13 protein-coding genes are annotated in these 18288 nt (G+C 70.6%); 6 read left to right on the top strand and 7 right to left on the bottom strand.

Annotated features, from left to right (window positions below; all coding sequences use genetic code 11):
- Positions 1–5: 5 nt before the first annotated feature.
- The gene (locus ACWGH1_RS09370; protein ID WP_453408576.1) at positions 6–1790 is read left to right on the top strand and encodes a pyridoxal phosphate-dependent decarboxylase family protein; all 1785 of its coding nucleotides are present in this window, start codon (positions 6–8) and stop codon (positions 1788–1790) included.
- A gap of 22 nt (positions 1791–1812) precedes the next feature.
- Here the strand turns inward: ACWGH1_RS09370 and ACWGH1_RS09365 are convergent, their stop codons facing one another.
- The 3 genes from ACWGH1_RS09365 to ACWGH1_RS09355 all read right to left on the bottom strand — a co-directional run bounded on the left by ACWGH1_RS09365 (position 1813) and on the right by ACWGH1_RS09355 (position 12978).
- Entirely contained in the window at positions 1813–2643 is an 831-nt protein-coding gene (locus tag ACWGH1_RS09365; protein ID WP_453356824.1) for a methyltransferase domain-containing protein, read from the bottom strand.
- A 92-nt stretch (positions 2644–2735) separates the two neighbouring features.
- Positions 2736–5069, bottom strand: coding sequence for an ABC transporter ATP-binding protein (locus tag ACWGH1_RS09360; RefSeq protein WP_453408575.1), 2334 nt, complete (start codon positions 5067–5069; stop codon positions 2736–2738).
- Between the two features lie 166 nt (positions 5070–5235).
- On the bottom strand, positions 5236–12978 hold the full coding sequence (locus tag ACWGH1_RS09355) for an amino acid adenylation domain-containing protein (protein ID WP_453408574.1): 7743 nt from the start codon (positions 12976–12978) through the stop codon (positions 5236–5238).
- A 545-nt stretch (positions 12979–13523) separates the two neighbouring features.
- Between ACWGH1_RS09355 and ACWGH1_RS09350 the strand changes: the two genes are divergently transcribed.
- The 3 genes from ACWGH1_RS09350 to ACWGH1_RS09340 all read left to right on the top strand — a co-directional run bounded on the left by ACWGH1_RS09350 (position 13524) and on the right by ACWGH1_RS09340 (position 14510).
- The gene (locus ACWGH1_RS09350; protein WP_453356581.1) at positions 13524–13835 is read left to right on the top strand and encodes a DUF5132 domain-containing protein; all 312 of its coding nucleotides are present in this window, start codon (positions 13524–13526) and stop codon (positions 13833–13835) included.
- Positions 13836–14007: 172 nt separating this feature from the next.
- On the top strand, positions 14008–14223 hold the full coding sequence (locus ACWGH1_RS09345) for an MbtH family protein (protein WP_453356580.1): 216 nt from the start codon (positions 14008–14010) through the stop codon (positions 14221–14223).
- Positions 14224–14315: 92 nt separating this feature from the next.
- A complete protein-coding gene (locus ACWGH1_RS09340; protein WP_453408573.1) occupies positions 14316–14510 on the top strand; it encodes a hypothetical protein in 195 nt (64 codons plus the stop codon).
- A 78-nt stretch (positions 14511–14588) separates the two neighbouring features.
- On the opposite strand, the gene ACWGH1_RS09335 is transcribed toward ACWGH1_RS09340, so the two are convergent.
- The 4 genes from ACWGH1_RS09335 to ACWGH1_RS09320 all read right to left on the bottom strand — a co-directional run bounded on the left by ACWGH1_RS09335 (position 14589) and on the right by ACWGH1_RS09320 (position 16700).
- Positions 14589–14723, bottom strand: coding sequence for a hypothetical protein (locus ACWGH1_RS09335; RefSeq protein ID WP_453356684.1), 135 nt, complete (start codon positions 14721–14723; stop codon positions 14589–14591).
- Positions 14724–15022: 299 nt separating this feature from the next.
- Complete coding sequence (locus ACWGH1_RS09330; RefSeq protein ID WP_453356682.1) at positions 15023–15805, bottom strand: COG4705 family protein; 783 nt, start codon at positions 15803–15805, stop codon at positions 15023–15025.
- A gap of 423 nt (positions 15806–16228) precedes the next feature.
- A complete protein-coding gene (locus ACWGH1_RS09325; protein WP_453356688.1) occupies positions 16229–16399 on the bottom strand; it encodes a hypothetical protein in 171 nt (56 codons plus the stop codon).
- A complete protein-coding gene (locus tag ACWGH1_RS09320) occupies positions 16332–16700 on the bottom strand; it encodes a BlaI/MecI/CopY family transcriptional regulator (RefSeq protein WP_453356687.1) in 369 nt (122 codons plus the stop codon). The genes ACWGH1_RS09325 and ACWGH1_RS09320 overlap by 68 nt, the downstream gene beginning before the upstream one ends.
- Positions 16701–17202: 502 nt before the next feature.
- Here ACWGH1_RS09320 and ACWGH1_RS09315 point away from each other — a divergent pair.
- Both ACWGH1_RS09315 and ACWGH1_RS09310 read left to right on the top strand, forming a co-directional pair.
- A complete protein-coding gene (locus ACWGH1_RS09315; protein ID WP_453356686.1) occupies positions 17203–17880 on the top strand; it encodes a polysaccharide deacetylase family protein in 678 nt (225 codons plus the stop codon).
- A 244-nt stretch (positions 17881–18124) separates the two neighbouring features.
- A partial coding sequence (locus ACWGH1_RS09310) for an undecaprenyl-diphosphate phosphatase (RefSeq protein WP_453408597.1) occupies positions 18125–18288 on the top strand: 164 nt, incomplete at its 3' end.

Genomic DNA, 18288 nt, shown 5'->3' with positions numbered 1-18288 from the left:
AGCCGATGCGGCACGCACGCTCGGGTGCGGGGTTGTTCGCGCACCCAGACAACCGCGAGACGTTCATGGAACTGCTGCGGCATGTCATCGACGATTACTACCGGTGGCACACGCAGTGCGCGGAAGCGGCCGCACCGGCTTTCCCCGGAGCCGGGGAGGGCGAGCGCCCCGTCACGGCGGCGGCGAAGGACATGAAGGCAGTCGGCGATCTGGTGCGGGAGCTGTCGGGCCGGCTCTCCCGCGAGTCGACTCCCTTCCCGTCACCGCTGTACCTCGCACACATGACGCCCGACGTGCCGGTGGCGGCGCACCTGGCATACCTGTGCGCGATGCTCTACAACCCCAACAACGTCACGCCGGAGGCGTCTCCGGTGACCACCGACCTCGAGCACGAGGTCTCCGACGACCTGTGCCGCCTCATCGGCCACGCACTCGGCACCGGGTGGGCGCACCTCTCGTCGGGTGGCCACTCCGCCAACTACGAGGCGATGTGGATCGCCCGCAACCTGCGCAGCGTGCCGGCCGCGGTGGCCGCCCATCCCGCCGCCCGCGACCTCGTCGCCGGGGTGCCCCCGATCGTCCTGGCCAACATGCCGGTCGACCGCGTCCTGGACCTCGTCGAGCACCTGGCCGGGCGCGGCCTGCTCGCCGAGATCGGGAGGCTGGCCGCCGCCCAGCGCCGGGAGGCGAACACCGCCGGCACCCTCCTCCTCGCCCGCAGTGCCCATTACGCCTGGGACAAGTGCGCCGACCTGCTCGGACTCGGACCGGACGACGTGGAGCCGCTCGAATTGACGCCGGCGCACCGGGTGGACGTCCAGGCCCTCGGCCGACGCGTACGCGCCCTGCTGGAGAGTGGCAGCCCCATCCTGGCGGTGGTCGCGATGTGCGGCAGCAGCGGAGAGGGCGCCGTGGACGACCTCGACGCCATCTTGCGGTTGCGGGACGACTGCGAGCGGCGCTTCGGGGCCTCGTTCTACGTCCATGTCGACGCCGCCTTCGGCGGCTACCACCGCAGCCTGTGGCTGCGAGCCGACGGCGAGATGGCCCCCTACGACGAACGGCCGCTGCCCGGCAGCGGCGCCCGTGTAAAGCCCGAGGTCCACGCCGCCTTCCGCGCGCTGCCCAGGGCCGACTCGGTCACCGTGGACCCGCACAAGAGCGGCCACGCCCCCTACCCGGCCGGCGGCCTGGTACTGCGCGACAGCAGGGCCGTGTCTCTCGTGGCCCGCGAGGCGGTGTACTTCGGCCACGGGAGCGACCGTCGGCTCCCCTTCGGTCCGCACACGCTCGAAGGAGCCCGCCCCGGTGCCGCTGTCGCCGCCGTCTGGGCCGCGCACCGGCAGATCGGCCTGCACGCCGAGGGCTACGGTCGGCTGCTGGGCGGCTGCGTCGCGACGGCTCAGCGATTGCACGAGAGGTTCTTCCCGTCCCGACCGCCCGGGGCGGCCGGCGCGTCTCCCGGGATCGTCAGCTGCTTCGCCCCCGATCTGAACATCATCAATCTGGCGGTCGGCCCGGATGAGGGCGACGGCGGCCCCGTCACGGTGGGCGCGGGCAGCCGCCGAGCCCTCGACTCCATCCTCGCCGAGGCCGCCGCCGCCCCTCTGACCAGCCTCTATGTCTCGGGAAACACTCTCACTGGCCGCGCCGTCACCGGCGGCACGGAGCAGGTGCTGCGGCTGTGCGCCATGAAGGAACTCGGAGCGGGGACGCTGACCACCGTGGAGGAGGGCCTGCGGGCCGCCGTCGCCCGGTCATTGGGCGGCGGCACGGGTGCCGCAGGGTGACCGAGGAAGGCGCTCCCGCCGCTCAGTGACGGCGGGCGACGACGAAGAGACGCCGGAAGGGGAAGAGGGTACGACCGTCCGGCTGTGACGGGTAGGCCACGCGGAGCCGGTCCAGGTAGGCAGCGCGGAACACGTCGTACTCGGCAGCGGACAGGCCGTCGACGACCGGCCGCAGCCCAGCGGCCTCGACCCAGGTCCAGACCGGATCGGAGCCGCTCAGCACGTGCAGGTACTCCGTGCTCCAGGCGTCCACTTCGACGCCTGGGCCTGTGAGCAGTTCGTAGTAGCCGGCCGCGTCCAACGCGTGGCGGTGACCCAGCGATCGGTGCAGAGAGGCCGGACCGAGCGGCTCGCCGTTCGGCCCGCCCTTCTCCAGCGTCTCCAGCATCAGCCGGTGCCACGGCGCGTGGTGGCACACGGGCATCTGCACGGCCAGAGCACCGCGCGGCGCGAGGTCGCCGACCATGCGCCGCAGGATGTCGTGATGGTCGGGGACCAGATGGAACACCGAGTTGGCCAACAGCAGGTCGGGACGGTTCCCGGGGCGCCACGAACGGATGTCCTCCTGGTGCAGGACCGCTGCGGGTGCGATGCCGGCCGCCGTCCGCAACATCTCCGCGGAACTGTCCACGCCGTGCACCTCGGCATCGGGGAAGCGCTCGGTCAGCAGGCGGGTGATCGTGCCGGGACCGCAGCCGATGTCGTACACGACCTCGGGGGGCGCGTCGAGGCGGACGCGGTCCAGCAGCTCCACCGCCGGGCGCATCCGGTGCTCGGGGAACTGCAGGTACAGCTGCGGATCCCAGCTGTCGGCGGCCGGGGACGGGCGCAGGGGCTGAGCTGCTGCGGTCATGTCGCTTCCTTGGTCGAATGTGCTGGAGACGCCGTCCCCGGCCGCGGACCCGAGGGGGCGCCTGGGGCCGGGGACGGCGAGCGAGTACGGCGTCAGACCGTCACTGGCCGGCCGGCCTGCAGTTTCCACAGCCCGGCGTAGAGGCCGTCGCGCGCCAGGAGTTCTGTGTGCGTTCCCTGCTCGGTCACCAGCCCACCGGTGCCCATGACGTGGATCCGGTCGGCGCTGCGGACGGTGGACAGCCGGTGGGCGATGACGATCAACGTCCGGTTGGTCCCGAACGCCTGCAGCGCGTCCTGGATAGCGGCCTCGGTCTCGTTGTCGACCGCCGACGTGGCTTCGTCGAGGATCACGATGGGCGGGTTGCGAAGGACGGTGCGGGCCAGCGCGATGCGCTGCTTCTGTCCGCCGGACAGCGCGGCGCCGCGCTCCCCGATCAGCGTGTCGTAGCCGTGCGGCAGCGCGGTGACGAAGTCGTGGGCCCCGGCGGTGCGGGCGGCGGCCACCAGTTGCTCGTCCGTGGCGCCGAAGGTGCCGTAGCGGATGTTGTCCGCGATCGTCGAGTCGAACAGGAACGGCTCCTGGGTGACGTACCCGATCATACGGCGCAGGTCCGGCAAGGCGAGGTTGCGGACGTCGCAGCCGTCGAGCAGGACGCGTCCGCGGTCAGGTTGACGGAAGCCCATGAGGAGTTTGGCGATGGTGGTCTTGCCCGCGCCGGTGGTGCCGACGATACCGATGGTCTCGCCGGCGCCGACGGTCAGCGAGGTGCCGCGCAGCGCCGCGGGCCGTCCAGGGTAGGCGAAGTGGACGTTCCGCAGCTCGATCTTCCCCTTGACCTTCTGTACGGGCAGTCGCCGGGCGTTCTCCGCGCTGGTCTCCTCGGGCAGATTGTGCAGGTACTGCACGCGGTCCAGGGAGGCGAGGGTGCGCTGGTACTGATCGGTGACGTTGCCGAGCCGGGACAGCTTCGCGAGAGCGTTGCCCGGCAGCTCGATCAGCGGTCCGAACGCCGCGGTGGACACCGTGCCCCGCAGTACGGCCCTGCCGCCCAGCAGCAGCGTGCCGACCAGCGTCGACCATGCGGAGAGCCGCAGGACCTGTGTCTGGGCCGCCGCACTCTTGTCGGTGTGCCGGTTGACCTCGCGGTATTCCCGGCTCAGTTCGGCGACCCGCCCGCTCTCGTGGTCCTCGGTGCACGCGGACTTGATGGTGGTGTGCGCCTGAAGATTCTCGGCCATGCGGCCGTTCAACCGGGCCCGGTGCTCGCCGGAGGTTCCATGGTCGGCGATCGCACGCCGGTGAAACCGGAACGACAGCCAGGTGACCAGTGGGACGGGGGCGAAGGCGACCCATGCGATCTGCGGGGCCAGCAACAGATAGACGGGGACGAGCACGGCGAAACTGGTGGCCATCTGGACCACCTCGTGCAGGTTGGTGCCGACGAAGGAGCCCATCTGGCCGACGTCCTCGGTCAGCACCGCGGAGATCCGGCTGGTGCGTTCGTTCTCCAGGTCGGCAGGTGCCAGACGCTGCACATGGTCGTAGGTACGGGTGCGCCAGTCGTCCTCCACGGCCTGCCCGAGCCGGCGCCATTTGACGTCGGCCCGGTAGGTCAGGGCCGCCATGGTGAGGCAGGCCAGTGCGGCGGCGCCGGTGAGAGCCGACAGCTGGGTCGCGGTTCCCACCAGGCCGAGGCCTGCCAGGGTGGTGCTCCCGCCCCGGGCGAGCACCAGCACGATCGAGGGCACCAGGGCGTACATCGCCAGCTCCGCCAGCTGAGCGAGGACGGAGAGCAGCGTCGCCGAACCGACTTGCCTCCGGTACCGACCGATGATGGTGCGCAGCGGACGGTGGCGCGGGGCCGGGCCGTCATCCGGTTGGTCCGGTCGTTTCGCGCCGTCGAACCGCCGCCACGCGCGTCTGACGACGACGGTCGTCGCCGCCGCGGCCAGACCCAGGCTGATGAGAGGGCTGGCGAGCAGCTTGAAGCCGAAAGCGCCGCAGGCGGCCACGGCGACCGCGGTCGCCACAACTCCGCCCTTGACGACGGCCTCGGACTGGACGTGCCGCCGGGCCGGTGTGGGCAGTTCTCCCGGGGCAGGGGCACCGGTAGGCGTCCGACCGCCCCGCGCGCCCGCGCGGTTCGTCGTGGCCGGGAGGGAAGCGCGTCCGCCGCTGCACGCCCTGGCGTACGTCAGGGCGCGTGCGACGGCCACGTGCACGCGTAGTGCGATGCGTTGCGGTGGGAGCGCGGGGTCGTGCAGGACCAGCATGCGTCCGGTGACGGAGCTGACATGCGCTTCGGTGATGTCGTCGTCGGCGGCGAGGACGTTCTCGACCAACCGGGCGAGGAACGGGCTTTTCAGCACCGGCTCGACGTCCCAGCGCTGTCTGCCGGGGAGCACCGATCTGGCGTGCAGCATCCGCCGCACATCGGGAGGACGCGGCGTGGGCGCGTCGACGGCTGGGGCCAGGAGCAAGGACATCGCAGCTTTCACCGGGTTTCGAAGGGGAGGCGCCGCAGAATGCGGCACGGCTGCGGGGCACGTCCATGCCCCGCAGCGCAGAGGGCGGCGGCAGATCGAAGATCTAACGAAGGTGTTCGTACGGAGGACATGGCGGCGCCGCCCCGACGTCCAGGCGGCTCAGAGGCTCGTCGGGGGCCTGGGCGACCGCCGTCAACAACCGCACCCAGGTCTCGAAGAGACCAGCGACCGTCTGGCGATCGAACAGGTCGGCGTTGTACCGGAACAGTCCCTCCAGACCGGCCGGACTGCCGTCCGCCCCTTCGCGCTCGGTCAGACCCACGCTGAGCGGGTCGATGGCCGTGTCCGTTCCCACCGGAAACTCGCTCACCCGCAGTCCGGGCGGCGCGAAGTGGCCCTGCGGAGTGTTCTGCAGGATGAGCATGACGGGGTACAGCGGATGGCCGGCGCCGAGCGCCTCCACCAACTGGCCCAAGCCGAGGTCCTGGTGGGCGTACGCGCCGAGCGCGGTCTCGCGGGATTGTTTCAGAAGCTGGGTGAAGGTGGGGTCGCCGGAGGTGTCCGTGCGCAGCACCACGATGTTGGCGAAGAGCCCCACGAGGTCGTCCAGGGCCTGGTCGGTGCGTCCGGCGACGGGAGTGCCGACGAGGATGTCGGTGCCGGCTCCCAGTTTGGTGAGCAGGGCGGCCATTCCGGCGTGCAGCACCATGAACAGGCTCGTCCCGGTCCGGCGGGCCAGCTCCACCAGCCGCGCGTGCAGCTCCGCGTCGACACGGACGGTGAGATGACCACCGCGATGCGAGACACCGGCGGAACAGGAACGGCCGTGGGGAAGCCGCACCACCGCGGGGAGGTCGGTGAGGTTCTTGGTCCAGTGGGCGAGTTGGTGTGCGGTGAGGCTGTCGGGGTCGTGGGGGTCGCCGAGGAGTTGGTGTTGCCAGAGGGTGTAGTCGGCGTACTGGACGGGCAGCGGTGGCCAGTCGGGTTCGGCGTCTCGGCTTCGGGCGGTGTAGGCGGTGGTGAGGTCGTGGACGAGGGGGCTGATGGACCAGCCGTCGGCGGCGATGTGATGGATGGTGACCAGGAGGACGTGGTCGTCCGGGCCGAGCGCGAACAGGTCGGCGTGCAGGGGAGGTTCGGCGCTGAGGTCGAAGGGATGGCGGGCTGCCTGGGTGAGCCGTGCCTGTAGCGCGTCCTCGTCGGCGATGTCGAGGTCGGTGAGGGGCAGGGGTGGGGGTGTGGTCGGCGGGTCGAGGACGTGCTGGCAGGGCACGCCGTCGATCTCGCGGAAGACCGTGCGCAGCGGTTCGTGCCGGATCATCACGTCGGCCAGGGCCTGTTCCAGCGCCGTGCGGTCGAGACGACCTCGCAGCCGCAGCGCCAGCGTGATGTTGTACGTGGGGCTGGGCCCCTCCTCGCGGTGCAGGGACCACAGCCACTGCTGTCCGAACGACAGCGGCATCCGTTCGGGGCGCGGCTGGGGTACGACAGCGGCCCTGACCGGCAGGCCGCCCTCGTCCAACCGCTGCGCCAGTGCGGCGACTGTCGGAGCTTCGAACAATGCCCGCACCGTGAGTTCTGTGTTGAGGGTGGTGCGGATGCGGCTGATGAGGCGGGTGGCGAGGAGGGAGTGGCCGCCGAGGGCGAAGAAGTTCTCGTCGGCCCCGACGGCGGGCAGACCCAGGACCTCGGCGAAGAGCCCGGCAAGGACATGCTCCTGAGGCGTACGGGGAGCCCGTCCCCGAGGTACGGAATCCGCGCCGGGCGCCGGCAGGGCGGCCCGGTCCAGTTTGCCGTTCGGCGTCAAAGGCAGCGCATCCACCACGACAAGCGCGGAAGGCACCATGTAGGCGGGCAGGCTCTTCTCAAGGCGGGTACGGGCAGCGGCCACGTCGCAGGAGGTCTGGAGATCGGCGGGGACGAGGTAGCCGGTCAGGCGGGTGTCACCGGGACGCACTTCATGGGCGACGACAGTCGCATGCGCGACTCCCGGGCAAGCCGCCAGAGCGGCCTCGATCTCACCGAGTTCGATCCGGAATCCCCGCACCTTGACCTGGTCGTCAGCCCGACCTTCGAACTGCAACTGCCCGTCGGACCGCCACCGACCCAAGTCCCCCGTTCGATACATACGCGTGCCCGCAGGCCCGAAGGGATCCGCGACGAACCGCTCCGCCGTCAGCCCCGGCCGCCCCAGATACCCCCGCGCCAAACCCACCCCGGCCACGTACAACTCACCCGTCACGCCCGCCGGCACCAGCCGCAACGCCGCATCCAACACATACACCCGGGCACCAGGGACGGGCTGCCCCAGGACCGGTTCTGCGGTGGCGTCCAGCCGGGCCCGCACCGCGTCCACGGTGCACTCGGTCGGTCCGTACATGTTGAAGGCGGTCAATCCCGGCACCGCCCGCAGCTCCTCCCACAGCCGCTCCGGCAGGGCCTCACCGCCGAGGACGGCCACCCCGGGCCGCCACTCCTCGTGCCTGAACAATCCTCGGTCGGCCAGGACGCGGAGGTAGGACGGCGTGACGTCGACGGAGTCGATCCGGTGCCGCACCAGCCACGCCCCGAATCGGTCCCCGTCCGCCCACGTCGCGGCGTCTGGCACATGAAGCTCATGACCGCCCATCAGCGCCGCCAGCTGGCCCCAGGAGGCGTCGAAGGACACCGAGGCGGTCAGCGCCACCCTTAGCGGCCGCCCCCCGGCGCACTCCGCGGCGGGGGCGAAGACCTGCTCCTGGTATTGGACGGCCAGTGCGGCCACGCTCAGGTGCCGGGCCACGACCCCCTTGGGGCGGCCGGTCGAGCCCGACGTGTAGATCACGTACGCCGGATGGTCGGGCAGCAGCCTCGGCGCCGGGTCGGTCGCCGGGAGCGGCTGCACCATCTCGGCGGTCTCCGGAGCGTCGAGGAGCAGGCGCGGCAGATCCGGGCCGAAGTCGGTCGCGGCCGTGGTGGCCGAGTCGGTCAGCAGCAGCACGGGCCGGGAGTCCTCGACCATGGCTGCGATGCGGGCAGCCGGGTACTGGGGGTCCAACGGCAGGTAAGCGGCTCCCGCCTTGAGCACGGCGAGGAGAGCCACGACCAGGTGTGCCGACCGGGGCAGGGCGAGGGCGACGATGTCCTCGGTCCCGACGCCCCGGGCGATGAGGGCGTGGGCCAGCCGGTTGGCCCGAGCATTCAGCTCGGCGTACGTCAGCGTGGTGGCGCCGGTCACCACCGCGGTCGTGTCCGGGGCGGCCGACACCCGATCCTCGAAGAGGCGGGGGAGGGTGGTTGCGGGGAGCGGCGCCGTGGCGGAGCCGACGGTGTCGCCGAGCAGGCGCCGACGTTCGTCGACGGACAGCACGTCCATGCGGCTGATCGGCCGGTCCGGGTCCTGCGCGGCTGCCCCGAGCAGGCGCAGCCAGCGTTCGGCCAGCGTGCGGACCGTGCCCGCGTCGAACAGGTCCGTGGCGTACCCGACGGTTCCCACGAGACCGAGATGCCGGCCTTCGTCACGCCGTTCGACGAGGGCGACGTCCAGATCGAACTTGGCCGCCCCGGTGGGAACCGCAGCGGCGGAGACCTCCAGTCCCGGGACTTCCGGCGGGCCGGCGTCGGCGGCGTCGACGGAGAGCATGACCTGGAAGAGCGGGTGCCGCGCCGGTGACCGCGCCGGGTTCAGGGCCTCCACCAAGTGCTCGAACGGCAGGTCCTGGTGGGCGTAGGCGGCGAGCGCGGTCTCTCGGACCTGTCCCAGAAGCTGGGTGAAGGTGGGGTCGCCGGAGGTGTCCGTGCGCAGCACGAGGGTGTTGACGAAGAACCCCACGAGGTCGTCCAGGTTCTCGTCGGTGCGTCCGGCGACGGGACTGCCCACCGGGATGTCGGTGCCGGCTCCCAGTTTGGTGAGCAGGGCGGCCATTCCGGCGTGGAACACCATGAACAGGCTCGTCCCCGTCCGGCGGGCCAGCTCCACCAGCCGCCCGTGCAGCTCCGCGTCCACCTCGAAGGCCACGGAGTCACCGCGGTGCGAGGCCACCGCCGGCCGGGGCCGGTCGACGGGAAGCTCCAGCTCTACGGGGAGGTCGGTGAGGTTCTTGGTCCAGTGGGCGAGTTGGTGTGCGGTGAGGCTGTCGGGGTCGTGGGGGTCGCCGAGGAGTTGGTGTTGCCAGAGGGTGTAGTCGGCGTACTGGACGGGCAGCGGTGGCCAGTCGGGTTCGGCGTCTCGGCTTCGGGCGGTGTAGGCGGTGGTGAGGTCGTGGACGAGGGGGCTGATGGACCAGCCGTCGGCGGCGATGTGATGGATGGTGACCAGGAGGACGTGGTCGTCCGGGCCGAGCGCGAACAGGTCGGCGTGCAGGGGAGGTTCGGCGCTGAGGTCGAAGGGATGGCGGGCTGCCTGGGTGAGCCGTGCCTGTAGCGCGTCCTCGTCGGCGATGTCGAGGTCGGTGAGGGGCAGGGGTGCGGGTGTGGTCGGCGGGTCGAGGACGTGCTGGCAGGGCACGCCGTCGATCTCGCGGAAGACCGTGCGCAGCGGTTCGTGCCGGATCATCACGTCGGCCAGGGCCTGTTCCAGCGCCGTGCGGTCGAGACGACCTCGCAGCCGCAGCGCCAGCGCGATGTTGTACGTAGCACTGGGCCCCTCCAGCCGATGGAGGAACCACAGCCGCCGCTGCGCGAACGACAACGGAACCGGATCGGGCCGCCCTCCGGCGGACAGAGTCGGCCGCCCCGTGCCGGTCGCGTCCAGCCGGGCGGCGAGTTCGGCGACGGTGGGGGTCTCGAACACCTCGCGCAGGCTCACTTCTGTGTTGAGGGTGGTGCGGATGCGGCTGGTGAGGCGGGTGGCGAGGAGGGAGTGGCCGCCGAGGGCGAAGAAGTTCTCGTCGGCCCCGACGGCGGGCAGACCCAGGACCTCGGCGAAGAGCCCGGCAAGGACATGCTCCTGAGGCGTACGGGGAGCCCGTCCCCGAGGTACGGAATCCGCGCCGGGCGCCGGCAGGGCGGCCCGGTCCAGTTTGCCGTTCGGCGTCAAAGGCAGCGCATCCACCACGACAAGCGCGGAAGGCACCATGTAGGCGGGCAGGCTCTTCTCAAGGCGGGTACGGGCAGCGGCCGCGTCGCAGGAGGTCTGGAGATCGGCGGGGACGAGGTAGCCGGTCAGGCGGGTGTCACCGGGACGCACTTCATGGGCGACGACAGTCGCATGCGCGACTCCCGGGCAAGCCGCCAGAGCGGCCTCGATCTCACCGAGTTCGATCCGGAATCCCCGCACCTTGACCTGGTCGTCAGCCCGGCCTTCGAACTGCAACTGCCCGTCGGACCGCCACCGACCCAAGTCCCCCGTTCGGTACATACGCGTGCCCGCAGGCCCGAAGGGATCCGCGACGAACCGCTCCGCCGTCAGCCCCGGCCGCCCCAGATACCCCCGCGCCAAACCCACCCCGGCCACGTACAACTCACCCGTCACGCCCGCCGGCACCAGCCGCAACGCCGCATCCAACACATACACCCGGGCACCAGGGATCGGCCGTCCGATCGGCGGCGTCGCGTCAGAGGACGTCAGCGGTCCGCTCATCGAGGGGCACACCGTGACCTCGGTCGGACCGTAGGCGTTGATCATCCGCCGCCCCGGGGCCCACCGCTCCACCAACCCCGGTGGGCACGCCTCGCCCGCCACCACCAACGTCTCCACGGAGGCGTCCGTCGTGTGCACCGCGGCCAGTGCCGACGGCGGCACGATCGCGTGGGTGACGCGCACGTCGGGATCGGTGAGGGCGGCCAGCGGGTCGCCGTCGGGCACGAGCACCAGTGCCGCCCCGGACAGCAGGGAGGTGAACGCCTCCGCCACGGAGGCGTCGAAGCTGGGCGAGGCGAACTGCAGCATCCGGCTGCCGGTGTCGACCGCGAACCCGGCGGCCATGGCGGCGACCATGTTCGCCACACCGGTGTGGGTGACCACCACTCCCTTGGGACGACCGGTCGACCCCGAGGTGTAGATCACGTACGCCGGATGCCGAGAATCCACCTCGATCCCCGGATCGGTGTCCGGCCGGCCATCCGCCAACTCCGCCACCATGCTCACGTCGTCGATCACCAGGACCGGAGACGCGTCGCTGAGCATGTAGGCGATCCGTGCCGCTGGGTACTCCGGATCCACCGGCAGATACGCGGCCCCCGCCTTCAGCACCCCCAGGAAGGCCACCACCTGCTCCACGCCGCGCGGCAGCACCAGAGCCACCACGTCCTCCGCCCCGATGCCGCGGGCCGCCAAGGCGTGGGCGACACGGTTGGCCCGCGCGTTCAGCTCCGCGTAACTCACGATGGTGTTGCCTGCCACCACGGCTGTCGCGTCCGGAGCGCTGCGCACCCGGTCTTCGAACAGGCGCGGCACCGGGACCGCCGCCGCTCCGGCGACGTCGTCGGGCCGGAGCAGAGCCTCCCGTTCCCGGGCGGACACCACCTCGATCCGGCCGAGCGGCATGGTCAGGTCCGCCTTCACCAGCTCCGGCATCAGGCTCAGCAACCGCTCTTGGTGGTCCACCAGGTCGGCGCGGCTGTACATCCCGGAAGCCGCCAGCAGTTCCAGCTGAGGGCCGCCGCCGTCCCGACGGTCCCGCACGGTGACCACCAGATCCGTGCCCTGCTGGACTGAGACGCTGTGCGCGCTGCACCGATGACCGGCGAAGGTGAAGTCGTAGTCGAACCGGGTGATGTTGACGAGTGGCGAGAACGCCTGGTTGACGCCTTCGGCCAGGGCGAGGTCCCGGTGCAGGTCCTCGCCGCGGTAGCGCTGATGAGCCACTGCTTCACGCATCCGCTCGTCGACATGCGCCAGCAGATCCGTCACCGACATGTCGGCCCTCAACGACAGCCGCAGCGGCACGACGTTGGCGAGCATCCCGGGCGTCGAGCGGGTGACCTCATCAGGGCGGCCGGACACCACCAGACCCAGCGTCACGTCCTGCACCCCCGTCAGCCGGGAGGTGTACAGGGCGATCCCGGCCACGACCAGCCGGGGCCAGGTGATGCCGGCGTGTCGGGCCGCCGCGTACACCGCCTCGTAGTTCGGCAGCGGCCGCGTGCCGCTCGCTTGGGGGCCTGCCGCGGGCCGGGCCTCCGCCGCAGGGCCGGCATGGGCCGTCGCGAGGTCGGGCCGGTGCGGGATCGTGGTCGCTCCCGTCCAACCAGAAAGCCGCCGCTTCCAGAACGCCCGGTCGGCTGCCGCGGCCGGCGAGCCGTGGTAGTCCGCATCGGCGCGGACGAGGGCGGACAACGGGGCGAAGGGACTGTGGCCGGCCGGCTGCCCCCCGGCCAGCGCGGTGTACACCTCAGCGACCCGGCGGGCGATGAGGGCGAAGCCGAAACCGTCCACAGCGGCGTGGTGATAGGTGTGACACCACCAGAACCGGTCAGGGCCCAGCCGCAGCAGTGCGAAGCTGAACAGAGGCCCGTCGGACAGCTCCAGAGGCTGGGCCACGTCCGCGGCGATCCAGGCCCGCGCGGCCGCATCGGGGGTGCGCTCGTCGGCGACGTCGACCAGCGGCAGGACCCAGGGGACATCACGCTCCAGAACCTGCACCGGACCGTCGTCGCCGGCCACAAGGCGCACCCGCAGCGCGTCGGTCTCGTTCACGACCTGCCGCAGCGCGCTCTCGAACATCGTGGGGTCGACCGCCCCGACGATCTCCAGGTACTCGCCGATCCGCAAACCCACACCCGGCTGAGAACTGTGCTGTTCGGCCAGCCAGATCTCGCGCTGCGCGGCCGTGACGGGCAGCACCTCAGTCGGCGCGCCGGAGCCGCTTTCCACCGTCGTGGATGCGGCGACGACGGACAGGGGAGAAAGTTCGGAGCGGGACAAGAGCAACCTCCGGGGATTTTCTGAAAGCCCGCCAGTGGCAGACGGCCGCCGACGTTTCAGGCGCAGCATGGCCGGGCTGACGCGTCGACCTTCGTCAAGTACGCACGTCCATCGAGCACGCGCATCACAGTGTGCAGGAAGGCAGGAAGTGAGGTCCCGGCGTGATCAAGGTCCTTGCTGGAGATCCAATCGTGCCAGCCCCGGTATCCGCTACCGCTACACAGAGGTGGTTACCACTCGAAGGAATTACCTGCGGCCTCGCTCTCACGATTTGACGAATGGGATTATTACTACCGGTCGGGAAGGCGTGCGATCCACGCCGACCGTGGGCCATAGCATAGGCCGGACCTGCCTAAACGGTTCTCCAAATGATCTTCACTCGAATTCATTGTATTTGCTGGGGCATCGGCGGCGGAGCGTGGCCGGATGCGTGAATGCCGGTAGCGTGTAAGTGTTGGCCGTGCAGAGATTCGGGTCGGTTGCGGCGCATTGGCGCTCCACCTCCTCGAGCCCCTGCTTTTTCACCGGGGTGGTGAAGTGCGCCCATGCCGGGCGACGCTCACGCCGGGGTCACATTCCGCCCTGCTGGTTACGCTAAAGAGAAAGGCATGGCCATGCCTCCTTTTTTCCTCCCTTTCTTGGTGGGTATCGTCGCGGCGCCCCTGGTGAAGCGGGCGGTGAAACCGGTGGTGCGCAGCACCATCGCGGCCTCCGTCGGCCTGGCCGTGGAAATGAAGAAGGCCGCCCACCAGGTCGGCGAGGAGTTGCAGGACATCACTGCCGAGGTGACCGCCGAGCGCATCACCGCTGAGCTGCGGGATGGTGAGAAGCCCACGGTCAAGGCAGGTAAGTCCTGACGGGCCGGCGGGTGCCGACGGCACGGGGCGTGGGGGAACGAGCTCTGCCGCCAGGTCGGGGCCACCTCTGGGCGAGCGCCGCGGAAGCCGTCCGCGGATCACGGCACGCGCGCATCGAGCAACCCCCCGTGCCGACACCATCACCTCTCGCCCCTTCGGAAGGCAGTGACGCATGATCAACCCGTTCGAGGACGAGGACGCACGCTACCTGGTGCTGGTCAACGAAGAAGGTCAGCACTCCCTGTGGCCGGCTTTCGCCGACGTCCCCGAGGGCTGGGCCGTGGCCCACACCGAGGACACCCGATGGCAGTGCCTGGAGCACGTCGAACGGTCCTGGACCGATATGCGGCCGCACAGCCTCGTCGTGGCCATGAACGGTCGGGGCTAGCCGGGCCGTGAACGGATGGACGGCACGCGATGCCGTTCCCGCGCAGCAAGAAGGAACTGAGGGGCCATGGAGGTTGTGAAGGTCGTGATCTGGTGACGGAAGCCGAGCAGGCACAGCCCTCATCTGCGGACGTGCTGTACGCGGCCGAACTGGTCCATCGACACGGCGCCTACACGCTGATCGTGCGGGACCTGGTGCGCGGCGTCCAGAAGACGACCACTGTCCCCAGGAAAACGGTGGGGAAGATCCCCATGTATCTCTCGATGTTGAATCTCGATGAGTCCTGACGGCTCCAGAGAAAGAGCCGCAACAGGCGGGGCGGCGGGCGGAGGCCAACTCCGTCCGCCGCCCCGCTTACATCTGCCTCACGCCTCTTTCGGCTTGAGCGATACCTGACGGCGCCCGGAGCCGCGGTCGCAGATGCTGAAGGGCGCCTGGGCGAGGAGGCCGGGGGTGGACTTGCCGGTCTGGAACAGGTTCGGTGTCTGGTAGAAGGGCAACGCCTCCGCGATCTGCCGGTGCAGGTGGCACAGCTACCCTGGAACGCGCCGTTCTTCCAGGTCGTCCTGCGGCAGGGCCTGGACCCGGGCGCGGACCTCGGTCCGGCCGCTGGCGTCGAAGCTGCGCTCGAGCTCGGCGTCGTTGAGAACGATGAGTTTGCGGAGGGCCAGCGGCCTGGCCGACGAGCCCAAGCCCGCCGTCGACAACGACCGGCTCGGACGCGAACCCGAAGCTGCCTACGGGGAACACCGTTGGCGGCTCCGAAGCTTCTGAATGGGCGTGCTGAGCAGCGCGGTGGTCAGGCCTCGTTGTCGTGGCGGGTGGTCGCGAGGTAGGCGACGAGGACGACGATGGCGAGGGTCCAGCCGGCGGTGACCGGGCCGAGGCCGAGGTCCAGGCCGCCGCGGGTGTGCGAGACGGCCATCCAGTCGGCGAAGGAGGCACCCAGGGGGCGGGTGAGGACGTACGCCGACCAGAAGGCGGCCACCGCGCCTAGACCGAGCCGGGCGTGGGCGACGGCCGGGATGGCGATCAGCGCCGTGAAGACCAGGCCGGAAGCGACGTAGCCGAGGCGGAAGTTGGTGGCGGTGAGGTCACCGGCGGCGGTACCGAGCGCGAAGGTGGCGAGCACCGTCGCCCAGTAGAACGCCTCGCGGCGCCGGGTGTTGATGCTGTGCACCGAGAGCGTGCGCTCGGTCGCGTACCAGGCTGCGAAGATCGCCGCGAGGACGAGCACGAAGGCGGGCGTGGCCTCGGTGTACGGGACGCCGAGGCCGACGTGCAGCACGTCGGCCGCCATCGTGCCGAAGACGCTGACCATGACGACGGTCGTCCAGTAGACCCAGGCCACGTACCGGTCGAGCCGGAACTGCACGGCAAGGGATATGACCAAGCCGACCGCGCCGAGTGCGACCGCGATCATCGGGTCCATCACGTGGGCGAGGAAGTCCGACGCCGTCTCGCCCATTCCGGTGGTCAGCACCTTGATGACCCAGAACAGGGCGGTGACCTGAGGAACCTTGTTCATCGTCTGCCGGACGGGCACGGACGGGCCGCCCTGCCGGAGTTGCGCTGTCGTCATGAGCGGCACAATGGCATAGCGACCGCTACGTCTACAAGTTTGTAGACGGAAGCCCGGTGGGTCGATATGGTCAGGACGCAGCCTACGAGCCGCGCGGCTGAGCGGGTTACCTCGCGCAACTGTTCAACGATGCCGATGCACAGACTCCGACGCACAGATGGGCCCGACGCAGTGATGGCCTGGCACCTCGTGCCACTCGTGCTGAATGCCTGCCCTACCGAGGAAGCCGCGGAACTCCCACCGGGCCCGGATGCGCGAGCGGGTCAGTCCTTGGCCGCGACGCCGCGTCGATTGAGGCACCGCTCAGTGCCGGCGGCCACCGGTTCCTCCTCGGTCACCCGCTGACCGACAACGGTGGGTTGCGGGCCGGGGCCGACGTGGGAGTTGATGTCCGGCTCGCCGGCCGTACGGCTTCACGTGCGCTCAAAACCGCGGTGACAGGGCCCGCCGGTCGACGCCGGTGAGCGGTGCGACGCCGGCATTGATGTGTGCTGCGCACTGCGCGCGCTTGGCGCTGTCCAGGAGCTCATCGCTGTCGGACGCGGCGTTGATCAGGCTGGCACAGCAGAGGGCCAGTAGCAGCGCGCCCGCCACGAGGGGCCGGCTTCGCCCTGTGGGAGGCGGCGCGGCCAGTAGAGCGCGCACTCGTTGAGGGACAGCCCCGCCCGTCGCCGCCAGGCCGGTGGGGCGCGGCATGCCGCTGGTCGCCAGCGCTGCGCGCCCGACGGCCCGAGCGACCACCGTCCGCGTATCCCCGACCCTCCCGGTGGCGGAGGAGCATGCCTTTTTCGTGGAGGCGGGACAGGATGGTCAAAACGGTGGTGTAGGCGAGGCCGCCGGGCAGACGTTCCCGGACCTGCCGAGCGGTCAGTGGCTCGTCGGTGGACCAGAGCACAGCGAGCACGTCGCTCTCGAGTGCACCGCGCGCCCGCCGGCCGGATCCTTCCTGGGCCTCCTGCTCCCCGGGCTTGGATCGAGCAGCCGGAACACCTCAAGGCCGTCCTCCACGACCTGATCGGCGGGCCGCTCGGGCCACAGCAGCGCGAGAACGCCCTCGCCCTGTTCGCGCACGCCACCGACCGGGGACCGGCGGCGGAAATTGCCCGGATGCACCAGCGAGCACTCCCCCACCCACGGCCGTCCGCGCGTTCCCGCCGGGCGCCGCAGCGGCTCGCCGTGACCATGGCGGTCGCATGCGCCGTGTGGGGATGCGCCGTTGGCGCGGGGGTCATGACGACGCCCAGCCGCTCGAGCCCGGTAAGGACCGTCGGTCACGGTTTCGACCTGGACGACCTCCCCCGGGCCCACAGCCACCACAGCGCATCCGAGGAGCACCACTCGTGAGGGCCGATGCCGGGCCCGCGATCTCCACGTTCGGGCCGTTGCGCAACCGGTACATGCCCCGCCTGTCGGGACGGGGCAACCCCGGACACGTCGCCCTGACCTTCGACGACGGACCCGACCCCCGGTCCACCCCGCACTTCCTGCGCCTCCTGGCACAGCACGGGGTACACGCCACCTTCTTCCTGCTGGGCTCGCAGGCACAACGCTCGCCCGGCCTCGTCCGGGAGATCAGTGCCGCCGGCCACGAGGTCGGGATCCACGGCTGGTTGCACCGTCCGCTGCTGCTGCGCGGTCCGCGCGCCACCCTGGACGACCTCGCACGCGCCCGCGACACCATCGCCACGACCACAGGAGAGCGACCCGTCCTCTTCCGGCCGCCCTACGGCGTCATGTCAACCGCAGCACACGTCGCCGCCCGCCGTCTCGACCTCGACCCGGTGCTGTGGACCTGTTGGGGAGAGGACTGGACCGCCCGCGCCACGCCCGAGTCCGTGCACCGCACAGTCACCTCCGACCTTGCCGGAGGTGGAACCATCCTGCTCCACGACTCCGACTGCACCTCCGCACCCGGGGCCTGGCGCGCAACCCTGGGCGCCCTGCCCCGCATTCTCGAGACATGCGCGAGACGCAGGTACCAGGTGGGCCGGCTGAGCGACCACGGACGGCGAAGAAGCCGCAGCGACATGCTTCCGTTCGATCGGAACGCATCCGACGACGCTATCGTCTACTGATCTGTAGACGATATAGTCGTCACCGTCGCGCACCCACGGTGTCCAACCGCCCTGCGGGAGGGTTACCAACCCGACCGCACTGCCGCACGAGCCTTCGCGGCCCACCGCGACGGAGCGCAGCGTTCTCACCCGCGGAACGAGGGCGGCCGGATCCACCGAGCGCGCACATCGCACCCCAGCCCACGCGGTGGTCCAGCCAACGCTTGACCAGCCTCACATCGAACCAGCCCCAGGGACGGACCCATTGAGCACCATCGGCATCGGCCAGGCGGCCGTTCTCGGCATCGTCGAAGGGGTCACCGAGTTCCTGCCAGTCTCCTCCACCGGCCACCTGAAGATCACCGAGGGCCTGATGGGCATTCCGGTGGACGACAAAGCCGTCGTCGCCTTCACCGCCGTCATCCAGGT

Source organism: Streptomyces sp. NPDC054883 (assembly GCF_053610645.1).
This window is presented reverse-complemented; position numbering and strand designations above follow the sequence as displayed.